The 10,631-nt window shown below is 58.3% G+C and carries 11 protein-coding genes; 8 read left to right on the forward strand and 3 right to left on the reverse strand.

The window, feature by feature from the left end; genetic code table 11:
- Positions 1 to 124: 124 nt before the first annotated feature.
- On the reverse strand, positions 125 to 1,123 hold the full coding sequence (xylF, locus tag QU606_RS15490; RefSeq protein ID WP_024074738.1) for a D-xylose ABC transporter substrate-binding protein: 999 nt from the start codon (positions 1,121 to 1,123) through the stop codon (positions 125 to 127).
- 101 nt (positions 1,124 to 1,224) lie between these two features.
- Positions 1,225 to 2,541 carry a xylose isomerase gene (xylA, locus tag QU606_RS15495; protein ID WP_304998541.1) on the reverse strand — a complete coding sequence of 439 codons (1,317 nt, stop codon included), beginning with the start codon at positions 2,539 to 2,541 and terminating at the stop codon, positions 1,225 to 1,227.
- 140 nt (positions 2,542 to 2,681) lie between these two features.
- Here xylA and QU606_RS15500 point away from each other — a divergent pair, with 140 nt between their 5' ends.
- Entirely contained in the window at positions 2,682 to 3,851 is a 1,170-nt protein-coding gene (locus QU606_RS15500) for a XylR family transcriptional regulator (protein ID WP_024074740.1), read from the forward strand.
- Here the strand turns inward: QU606_RS15500 and QU606_RS15505 are convergent.
- Positions 3,848 to 4,561 carry an autoinducer binding domain-containing protein gene (locus QU606_RS15505; protein WP_168233299.1) on the reverse strand — a complete coding sequence of 238 codons (714 nt, stop codon included), beginning with the start codon at positions 4,559 to 4,561 and terminating at the stop codon, positions 3,848 to 3,850. The two genes, QU606_RS15500 and QU606_RS15505, sit on opposite strands and share 4 nt — an antisense overlap.
- 339 nt (positions 4,562 to 4,900) lie before the next feature.
- On the opposite strand from QU606_RS15505, the gene QU606_RS15510 reads away from it, so the two are divergent.
- From QU606_RS15510 to QU606_RS15540, 7 genes are all read left to right on the forward strand, one after another.
- Positions 4,901 to 5,485: an acyl-homoserine-lactone synthase gene (locus tag QU606_RS15510; protein ID WP_069075719.1), complete on the forward strand. Its 585-nt coding sequence runs from the start codon at positions 4,901 to 4,903 to the stop codon at positions 5,483 to 5,485.
- Positions 5,486 to 5,519: 34 nt separating this feature from the next.
- A complete protein-coding gene (locus tag QU606_RS15515; RefSeq protein ID WP_304998542.1) occupies positions 5,520 to 6,566 on the forward strand; it encodes a GNAT family N-acetyltransferase in 1,047 nt (348 codons plus the stop codon).
- 7 nt (positions 6,567 to 6,573) lie between these two features.
- Positions 6,574 to 7,728, forward strand: a complete 1,155-nt coding sequence (locus tag QU606_RS15520) for a pyridoxal phosphate-dependent aminotransferase family protein (protein WP_024074744.1) — start codon at positions 6,574 to 6,576, stop codon at positions 7,726 to 7,728.
- A gap of 82 nt (positions 7,729 to 7,810) precedes the next feature.
- Positions 7,811 to 8,539, forward strand: coding sequence for a hypothetical protein (locus tag QU606_RS15525; protein WP_144113499.1), 729 nt, complete (start codon positions 7,811 to 7,813; stop codon positions 8,537 to 8,539).
- Positions 8,536 to 9,108: a histidine phosphatase family protein gene (locus QU606_RS15530; protein WP_304998543.1), complete on the forward strand. Its 573-nt coding sequence runs from the start codon at positions 8,536 to 8,538 to the stop codon at positions 9,106 to 9,108. Before QU606_RS15525 ends, QU606_RS15530 begins: the two co-directional genes overlap by 4 nt.
- Before the next feature lie 16 nt (positions 9,109 to 9,124).
- Positions 9,125 to 10,030 carry an NAD(P)-dependent oxidoreductase gene (locus QU606_RS15535; RefSeq protein WP_304998544.1) on the forward strand — a complete coding sequence of 302 codons (906 nt, stop codon included), beginning with the start codon at positions 9,125 to 9,127 and terminating at the stop codon, positions 10,028 to 10,030.
- Complete coding sequence (locus QU606_RS15540; protein WP_155766390.1) at positions 10,011 to 10,625, forward strand: isoprenylcysteine carboxylmethyltransferase family protein; 615 nt, start codon at positions 10,011 to 10,013, stop codon at positions 10,623 to 10,625. The genes QU606_RS15535 and QU606_RS15540 overlap by 20 nt, the downstream gene beginning before the upstream one ends.
- The last annotated feature ends 6 nt before the right edge of the window (positions 10,626 to 10,631 follow it).

Here is a 10,631-nt window from a genome sequence, read left to right on the forward strand (position 1 = left end):
ACACAAAAGGCCGAAGAAACGCGGGTTCCCGTAGGAGCGAGCTTGCTCGCGAAGAACCCGAGGACACCGCGTTCATCCTCAATGCCCGCGTTATCGTTGACGTTTTTCGCGGGCAAGCCCGCTCCTACTGGCCAATCTGCTCTTTGGTATAGAACCCGTCCTTTTCCAACAGGTCGATATTCGCCTTGGTCAGCGGGGTCGGGGTGAGCAGGATGGTGTCGACTTTCTTGCTGCCATTGTCGTACTGCGAGCTGTACGTCGGTTTCTCGTTACGCGCCAACTGCACCGAGAGCTTGGCGGCTTCGGTGGCGATCAGCTTGAGCGGCTTGTACACGGTCATGGTCTGGGTGCCGTCGATCACGCGCTTGACCGCCGCGAGGTCGGCGTCCTGGCCCGAGATCGGCACCTTGCCCGCCAGCTTCTGCGCGGCCAGGGCCTGGATCGCACCGCCGGCGGTAGCGTCGTTGGAGGCGACGATGGCGTCGATCTTGTTGTTGTTCCGGGTCAGGGCGTTTTCGACGATGCTCAGGGCTTCGGTAGGGTTCCATTCCTTGACCCACTGCTGGCCGACAATCTTGATGTCGCCCTTGTCGATGGCCGGTTGCAGCACTTTCATCTGGCCTTCGCGCAGCACCTTGGCGTTGTTGTCGGTGGGCGCGCCGCCGAGCAGGAAGTAATTGCCCTTGGGCGCCGCTTGCAGCACGCCGCTGGCCTGCATCTCGCCGACTTTTTCGTTATCGAAGGAGATATACGCGTCGATGTCGGCGTTGAGGATCAGGCGGTCATAGGACACCACCTTGATCCCGGCTTTCTTGGCCTCGGCCACGGCGTTGGTCAACACGGTGGCGTTGAACGGCACGATCACGATCACGTCGACGCCACGGGAGATCAGGTTTTCGATCTGGGAAATCTGCTTCTGCTCATTGGCATCGGCAGACTGCACGAAGACCTTGGCATCGAGTTTTTCCGCCGCGGCAACGAAGTAGTCACGGTCACGGGACCAGCGCTCCAGGCGCAGGTCGTCGATGGAAAAACCGATTTTCGGGTGGGCAGAGTCAGCCATCACCGGCAGGGCGAGCAGGGCCAGGGCGGTGGCGAGCAGGGTACGTTTGAATGACTTCATGGTGGTGCGTCCTTTTATTGTTGTTGGAAAGACACAGCGTGATGCGGGTAGAACTGTAGAGCGTCCTTCGACGCTCCGTGCACAGATTTGTCGCGCAAATGTCACCGATAAATAAACCGGTTGACCACTCCCTCCAGCATCTCTTGCCGACCACTCACGGCCTGTGGGTTCAGTTCATGGGCAAACGCATGTTTGGCCAGCGACTCCAGGCTGAACTCACCGGCCAGCACGGCTTGGCCCAGTGGCTGCTGCCAGCCCGCATAACGCTGGTCCTTGAACTGCTGCAACTGGTCGTTCTGCACCATGGCCGCCGCACGTTCCAGCGCCAGGGCGAGTACATCCATGGCGGCGACATGCCCGTGGAACAAGTCCACCTCGTCCAGGCTCTGGCGGCGCACCTTGGAGTCAAAGTTATAGCCGCCATTCTTGAACCCGCCAGCCTTGAGGATTTCATACGTGGCCAGGGTCATTTCCTCGACGCTATTGGGGAACTGGTCAGTGTCCCAACCGTTCTGCGGGTCGCCGCGGTTGGCGTCGATGCTGCCGAAGATCCCCAGGGACACGGCGGTGGCGATCTCATGATGAAAACTGTGCCCGGCCAGGGTCGCGTGGTTGGCCTCGATATTCACCTTGATCTCATGTTCCAGCCCGTACTCATGCAAAAAGCCGAACACCGTGGCGCTGTCGTAATCGTATTGGTGCTTGGTCGGCTCCTGGGGCTTGGGCTCGATCAGCAGGTCGCCCTTGAAGCCGATCTTGTGCTTGTGCTCCACCACCATGCGCATAAAGCGCCCGAGCTGTTCGCGCTCGCGCTTGAGGTCGGTGTTGAGCAGGGTTTCATACCCTTCACGGCCGCCCCAGAGTACGTAGTTGGCACCCTTGAGCCGCAGGGTAGCGTTCATCGCGCTGAACACCTGGGCGGCAGCGTAGGCAAACACTTCAGGGTCGGGGTTGCTCGCTGCGCCAGCGGCAAAGCGCGGGTTGCTGAAGCAATTGGCGGTGCCCCACAGCAGCTTGATACCGGTTTGTTCCTGATGGCGCTCCAGGTGGTCGACCATCTGCGCGAAGTGGTTGCGGTACTCCTTGAGCGAGCTGCCTTCCGGCGCCACATCGGTGTCGTGGAAGCTGTAGTAGTCGATGCCCAGCTTGGAGAAAAACTCAAAGGCCGCGTCAGCCTTGCCGATGGCCACTTCCATCGGCTCACCGCTGCGTTGCCACGGGCGCTTGAAGGTGCCCATGCCAAACATATCCGCCCCCGGCCACACAAAGGTGTGCCAGTAACAGGCGGCCATGCGCAGGTGCTCGCGCATCGGTTTGCCGAGGATCAGCTTGTTTGCGTCGTAATGGCGGAAGGCGAGGGGAGAGTCGCTGGCAGGGCCTTCGAAGCGCACCTGATCGACACCGGGGAAGTACGGCATGGGCGTGTTCCTTATTGTTCTTGGCGATGTCTGGATACTAGCAACGGCACCTGGGCTGCTGATTATGAAAATCACCAAGGTGTAGTGCGATTTTGAGTGGCGAGGGCTAGTCTGTTACCACTGGCCCCCGGATAAAAACAATGAAAACCCTACCGCCCGTCCACCGCATCGCCCTGTTGTTCAACGGCAGCAAAATCTACGACCGTGGCATCATCGCCGGCATCGGCAACTACCTGAGCAGCACGCGCGCGTCCTGGGATTTGTTCCTGGAAGAGGATTTCCTCTGTCGCCTGCGCGGCATCGAGCGCTGGCAGGGTGACGGCATCATTGCCGATTTCGATGACCCGCTGATCGGCGAGGCATTGGCCGATTGCAAACTGCCGGTGGTGGCCGTGGGCGGCTCTTATGAAGATGCGCGCGCCTACCCCAAGGGCATTCCCTACGTCGCCACCGATAACCATGCCTTGATGAAGCTGGCCTATGAGCATTTGATCGAGGCCGGGTTGACCCGCTTTGCCTGTTTCAGCCTGCCCGAAGCCCAGGCCAATCGCTGGGCCCAGGAGCGCGAAAAAGCCTTTCGCCGCCTGCTGCAACGCGATGGCCTGCACGTCGAGGTCTATCGTGGCCTGGGGACCAGTGCGCCGTTGTGGGACAGCGCGGTGGAACAGCAGATCGCCTGGCTGCACAGCCTGCCCAAACCGATTGGCATCATCGCCGTCACCGATGCCCGCGCACGGCAGTTGCTGCAGGCCTGCCTCACGGCCGGGATCGCGGTGCCGGAGGAGGTGGCGTTGATCGGCATCGACAACGATCCGCTGACCCGCACCCTGACGCGGGTGCCGCTCAGTTCGGTGATCCAGGGCACCGAGACCATGGGGCGTACGGCCGCCGCGCTGTTGCATCAGATGCTGCACGGCAAACCCTGCGCGGGCACGCAAATTCTGGTACCGCCGGAGGCGATCAATGTGCAGGCTTCCAGCGTGCATCAACCCTTGGGTAATCCGTATGTGATGCAGGCGCTGCTGTTTATCCGGCAGTACGCCTGCCAAGGCATCAAGACCGCGCAGGTGGCGGCCTATGTCGGTGTGTCGCGCTCATCCCTGGAAGCGCATTTTCGCAAGGCGCGTGGTTGCAGCGTGCATGACGAGATCCTGCGCTTCAAACTCGCGGCCGCTGCCAAGGGCCTGGAAAGCCACGAACTGGCGATTGCCGATATTGCCGCCAAGTGTGGCTTCAAGTCGGCGCAGTACCTGCACACGGTGTTTCGCCGCGAGTTCGGCTGTACGCCGCGCGAGTACCAGCAGGGCTAAAAAAGTAACCCCAGCAAGGAGGCTTTGACGGCTGCTTCTGCTTTGTTGCTGGCCTGGAGTTTGCGCATGGCGTTGACCAGATGAAACTTCACGGTCCGTGTGTCGATGTTGAGGATCATGCTGATCTCGACATAGGTTTTGCCCAGGGCCGTCCACCTCAAGGTCTCTTTTTCCCGTGCGGTCAGGGCGCGGTGGATGTCTGGCAAGCACTTTTCGGAAAAGAAGCGCGTCATCGATTCGTGTGCCAACTGTGTCAGCCAGATCAACTTGTTCTCGATGTGCTCGAGTTCCGTGGTCGAGATGTATTCACTGGAGCGCGACACCGAGAGCAATCCAATCGCGTTAGGGCCGCGTTGCGACGACAAGCACCAACCATGATTAAGCTGGTAATGGCGCGCTTCCTCCCAGAAGGTCAGGTGTTGCTGCTGTTGGGCGGCGGACCAGTGCAGCGGGATGGAGCGGGTCAGGCCATGGGCGACTGTGGGGTCTTGGGAGAAGTAGTTTTCGCTGACGTACTTCTGTTCCCACGAGCGGGGGTAGTTGGATATCAGTACATATTGCGAAGCGCTCGACGGCAATGGAACTTTTAATCCATAAGAGCAGAACTCGAAGCCTAAGTTGGACGTTATCGTGTGCAGTTTATTGAAGAGTTCATGTTCGGTCGCGCAGTCGGACACGGCCTCTATTAATGTTTCGCGCCATTCTTTCACCAATAATACCTTCCGTGGTCAACGCCCCTGATGCTGGGAGGCGGGAGCGGATTATACAGGCTCTGCGGGTGATGAAGGGCGTGCGGTTGCGGGGTATCGAGTTGCCTGAAAAAGTCGGCAACACCGCATTCGACGTGGGACGCAGGTGAAATGAAGTCAGTAGTCGGCGCATTAAGCTTGATTATTTATTAGTACGGCAGTACTAGAAAGTCGGTTTTTGACCCGTAAGTTCTGCCTGGCCGGCGAGGGCTTCGATCGACCTGCCCATTTGGGCAGCTACTCACACAGTGATGGGTTTGTTGTACTTGCTTAATCATATTGGCTGGCTGGGTAGTTGGCATGCTTACGGCAATAACAGGGACGGTTGGCGAACTTTTGCCAGGGATGGCACGCGCGTTGGCTAACTATCGGTACGAAGTATTCGTTAAAACATTGGGTTGGCCGTTACATTGCGAGGAGGGTATTGAACTGGATGCGTTTGATCGTCCAGATACTGTCTATGTAGTGGCCTGTGATCGTGATCGCGAAATATTTGGTTGTGCCCGACTGCTTCCCACTAATGGGCCGTATTTGTTGGGGGAAGTTTTTCCGCATTTGATGGGTGCAAGTTCCCTGCCTTTTTCGCCGGGTATCTGGGAGCTTTCCCGGTTTGCCATCAGCCAGCCCAAGGGCCAGGTATTAACCGCCGCGCAAGCTTGGAAAAACACCGTGACGCTGGTCCGGGAAGTCATTGATGTTGCGCGCTCCAAGGGCGCTTTTCGATTGATCGCGTTCAGTGCGGTAGGCAATGAACGTTTGCTCAAGCGGATGGGCGTCAATACCCGCCGGATTTCACCGCCACACCTGATCGATAACCAGAGCGTTGTGCCTTTCTGGATCGAGATCGACGACCAAACCACCCGTGCCTTATGCCTGGCCGCCTGAACACCCATGCCACGCAGGTGGGACGAGAATATCGATGAGCAGAGTCATAGGTTTGGCCGCGTGCGACTGGTATGCCTTGCAGCATCTGGACCAGCAGGTGTCGGTGGTGGGGCGCACGCAGCAACAGATTGAACAGCGCGTGATAGCAGCCTGCGAGCATTCGGCCACCGAACATAACATCCCGGTGGCGTGGCAAGACGAACACGGTAACCTCGTTGCCTTTTGCATTGTGCATTTCGATCGGCGCGCCACGATCAATGGGGTGGGCACTGCCTATTTTTCAACCCTGATCGCGTTACCCCAGGCAAGCGCCTTGCAGGCGCTGATGCACAGTTCAATCGACTATATAAACAGCTCGCGGTTGTTGCCCCGGCAGGTGACTGAGTTGGTCGGCCCCATCCACAGTTCATTCCTGATTGAGCGCGGGCTGCGTACGTTCGAGTCCGACTTTAATGTGTTTTCATTGCCCGCCAATACGCTGGCACTCGCGGATGCAATGACCGAGGCGGGTTTCCACAAAGAAAAAGACCTGATCGAGATTGTCTTTGAACCGCCTGCCCAGGGTTATCAATACCAGGCCTTGGAAGACAAACTCACGCAACGATTGGCCGATATCCAGTTTGTTCATTGTGGCCAGGATGAGCTGGTCGCCAAGAGTCAGCAATTGGCCGACTGTTATAACCGCGCCTGGGAACGCAACTGGGGTTATAGCCCGGCGTCGAAAGGGCAGTTTGAAGTGGCGGCGCGCAATATCAATAATATTTCTGCGTTGATCGCCGAGCGGCACGGTGAAGTGGTCGGTTTCACTATGTTTGCACCCGCCTTGAATCAACAGGGGTTATATGGCCGGGCGTTTTTCACCGGTGTCGCGCCGGCTTATCAACGCAAGGGATTGTCGGTTGCGCTCACGCTGAAGTTATCCGCGATTGCATTAAGTGTGGTCGGACGCGGACGCATCAGTGTGTCCTGGATGCTCGAAGATAACATCATGGTACTGCGCACCATGCGCCACCTGACTCAAGAGGGTGTTTGCCATGAACGCGCTTATCGAATTTATAGATATGCCACGCCGGCTGAATGAGAGTGTTATGCGCATAGATGACGTCGCCTTCAAATCGAAAGAGTTGGGTTATTACACCTACTTCCCTAAAGTGCGTTCGGCCTGTGGTCGCGACATGACCCTCGCCGACGGGCGCACGCTGTTGAACTTTGCGTCGTGTGATTACTTGGGTTTGTCCAATAACGAACGTATGAAAGAGTCGGCCATCGCGGCCATTCGCGAGTACGGTTCGAACATCGGCGGGCCGATGATTTTCAGTGGTTTTACTGAGTACCACGAGCGCTTGCAAAACCGTTACCGTGATTTGTTCGGTGGTCGCACCACGCTGATGTTTACCACGTCGTACCAAGCGAACTTCGGGGTGATCCCCTTGGCCGCTGAGCGTGCCGATCTGATTTTGCTGGACAAGCTGTCCCATGTCTCGATCTGGGACGGCGTGAAGCTATCGGGTTGCCCGTTCAGGGCCTACAGCCACGGCGACGTGGAGATGCTCGGGCAGTTGGTGCAGCTCAACCAGGACAAGAAAATCCTGATCATCAGCGACGGCGTGTTCTCCGCCGACGGGGATGTGGCCGATCTTGCCGCCATCGTGGCGTTGAAGCAGGTGCATCCGCAACTCGAAATCTACATCGACGATGCACACGGCGTGGGGATGTTGGGCGACTCCGGTCAGGGCGCCTGTGAGTCGGCGGGGGTCGCCGCGCAGGTTGACTACATTGTCGGCACCATGAGCAAGGCGTTCGGCTCTTCCGGTGGGTTCGTGGTGTTCAAGGACGAGGCGTTCGCCGAACGGGTGCGGTTCCGTTGCCCGACCTATAACGCTTCGCGCTCGGTGTCGCCGGGTGTCGCTTCGGCATCGTGCACCGCGCTCGAGATCAATGCCACGCAGGGCGCCGAACGCCGCCAGGCACTGGCTGAACTGACACGCTACACCCACGAACAACTGAGCGCCCTGGGCGTGGACAAACTCAGCTCGCGGACGGCGGTGATTCCCGTGGTGTTCAAGGACCCGATGGAGGCCGCGCGGGTCAATGCCGAGCTGGTTGACCAAGGCATCATGGGGTCGCTGTTTGTGCCGCCCTTCGTACCCAACCATCAGTCCCGGATCAGGCTGTGCCTGACGTACAACCACACGGTGGCCGATGTGGATTACTGCATTACAGCCCTGCGCAGCGTGATCTGAGACCGCCGTCGGTTCCCCAATGCCAGCGGGCGCCTGCGTCCGCTGTTTAATCCGTCAACGAAGTGGTAATGAAATGGTTCAGGTGGCTTCGGCTCTGTTGGGCATCGTGCTTTTCTATTTTGTGTTGTGTAAAGGCCTGGGACTGTTGGTGCTCAACCGAGGCGTGCGGGTGAACTACACACGAAAAGTCGGGCACTTTGCGATGTTCCTGCTGCCCAGCCTGTTTTTCGCCTTGTTCAATATTCAAAGCACCCATGAGCGCTTGCTGCTGTCGATGGTGTCGACTGCCATCCTGTTCCTGGCGATGTGTGGATGGTCTCGTCGTCGGTCCCTCACCGCCCAACATATGTTTGCCAGTATTGATCGCCCGGAAGACTCGCCGCACACCCTTTCCTGGTTGGTGAGCCAGACCGTGGCGGGGTTGTTCGTGCTGTGGGTGACCCAGTATTGCTGGTTGGCGCTCGGGGTACCGGTGGAGTTGATATACATCACGATCCTGGCCACCACCTTCGGTGACGGGCTGGCAGAGCCGGTGGGTGTCCGTTTTGGTAAGCACGAGTACGTTGCGAAAGGCTTTTTTGTCGATAAGAAATTCAAGCGAACCCTTGAAGGGTCGGCCACTGTGTTTGTGATGTCGATGGTGTTTTGCGTGGCGTTCGAGCAGTACTTTTCAGCGGGACAGTTTTTCCTGCTCTGCGCCGTGTTCCCACTTGCACTGACGCTGACGGAAGCCAAATCCCCGCACACCTGGGATACGCCGTTTCTGTTCCTGGTCGGTAACGCCATCGTGACGGGGGTGTACCTGCTGTGATTTATCTGATTCGCCATGCCTCACCCAAGGTCGACTATTCGCGCTGCGGTGCCGCACTGGCCAAAGTCCGCCTGGATGAATACAACCACACCGCCCTGATCGAAGAAGACGAAATCAGCGGCTTCTTGAACCGTACGCCGTTGTCGCAGCCGCTATTGAGCGCCGAGGCCACCATCTTGTCTTCACCCGTCAACCGGGCCTATGCCACGGCGTGCCGGTTGTTCGATGCGCAGCGTGTCCAGTGGGACAGCCGCTTGCACGAGTACGACCTGCGCTTGAGCGCCATTCCCTGGGTGACGATGGGCTTGCGGCAATGGTTCGCCCTGCATCGGGTGGCCTGGCTGCTGGGCATTTCATTGGGCGCGGCCTCCCGCAAGGACGAGTACCGTCGAGCGGCCGCGGTCGCCGACGAGCTCTATGCCGCCAGCACCGAGGCGGGCAAGACCGTGGTCGTCGTGTCCCACGGCATGTTCCTGCGATCGGTGCGCCAGCGCCTGCAAAAGCAGGGTATGCAGGCGCATACGGTTTATCGCTCAGGGTGTTTCACGGTCGAAACCTTAACCCCATGAAAGGGATTGCGTGCACGTGAAGAAGATACTGCTGTTAGGCGCCAGTGGGTTTATCGGACGAGGGGTCTACGAACGCCTTGACCCATTGCCGGGGATTGACGTTATCCGCCATTCGCGTTCGCCCAGGGCGGGGTACACGGCGTGCGAAATCGGCTCGCCGGCATTCGATAAGCTGGTCGACGAGAGTGATTGTATTGTCAATTGCACCGGCATCGGGCTTAGCCGCCTGGGCACGGCCGGCGCCAGTAACAAAGCCCTTACCGAGCAGATACTGGCCGCGATCAAACCCGGTGCCACGGGCAAGAAACCATTCTTTCATTTGAGCAGCGTCAAAGCCCACAACCCAGAGCAACGAGTGGATGCCTACGCCGATGACAAGTACGCGGCCGAGCAGGTGATTCACCTCAATAGCGACAAAGTGCAGGGCGTGATATTGCGCGTGCCGACGGTACTGGGGCGGCATGACAAGAACCTGCTGCCGATGATTTCGATGTGCCGGTTGAAGCTGCTGCCGAAGGTCACCGGTCAACTTCCGGCCCTGCATGTGATTGGGGTGGAGAGTATTGCCACCTGCATTATCCAATGGTTGGCGCGCGTGCCTGACCCGGCACTGCACACGTATTACCTGCTCAGTGACCGCACGGTGACGTACAACGATCTGGTGGGCGAAGTGTATGCCCGCTTGCAACCACTGGCGCGCAGTGCCCGGTTACGTTCGGTCAGCGTGCACGGGTTGGCCAAGGTCTACAAAGTGCTGACGTTCATGGACCGGTTCAGGCGCGGGCGCAAGCTGTTTCCATGGGCGCGCTTCAATGATCTGTTTGTCTGCCCTTGGCACATCGAAAGCGGTGTAGACGTGATCCAGACCCCGCTCAGGGTGTCGGCGTTGATAGGAGACTACTTTGAAAACGCTCAGGGTTGATGTGGCGTTAAGCCTGCTGACGCCGTTGGCATGTGCATCGGCGGTCCTCATGTATTACGCCGGCCTGACATTCGTGGTGCCAATCTTCATGGCCAGTGTCCTGCTGCTGGCAGAGCTGTATTTTCTCCAGGAAACCGACAGCGACAGCACCTTCGATAAAGGCATCAAGAGCGGCTTCATGGTGTCCTGTGCCATATCGATCGTCATGTTGTTGCAGTTGCTGATGCGCAGCGATGTGCTGTTGCACCTTGTCGGCTCGTTGCTGATCGCCGGTGGGATCGGTTTGCGTGCCCATGGAAAGATCGTCCTGGGGCGGCACTTTTCCCACTCGCTGCGGGTACTTGCCGATCATCAGTTGGTCAAGGTCGGCGCCTTCAAATACATCCGGCATCCGGCGTATCTGGGCACGTTGCTGATCGTGACCGGCTTTGCCTTGTACACGAGTATCTACGCGGCACTGGTCATCTTTTTTTTGGCACTTGCGTTGATTCTCAAGCGCGTGAGTCAAGAGGAGAAAATGCTGCTGGGGTATTTCGGTGCCGCCTACAGGCAGTACCAGTTCGATAGTTTCAAAGTTATCCCGTTTGTTATCTGACTCGGT

Source organism: Pseudomonas sp. OVF7, assembly GCF_030644265.1.
In the GTDB taxonomy this organism is placed as follows: Bacteria; Pseudomonadota; Gammaproteobacteria; order Pseudomonadales; family Pseudomonadaceae; genus Aquipseudomonas; species Aquipseudomonas gorinensis.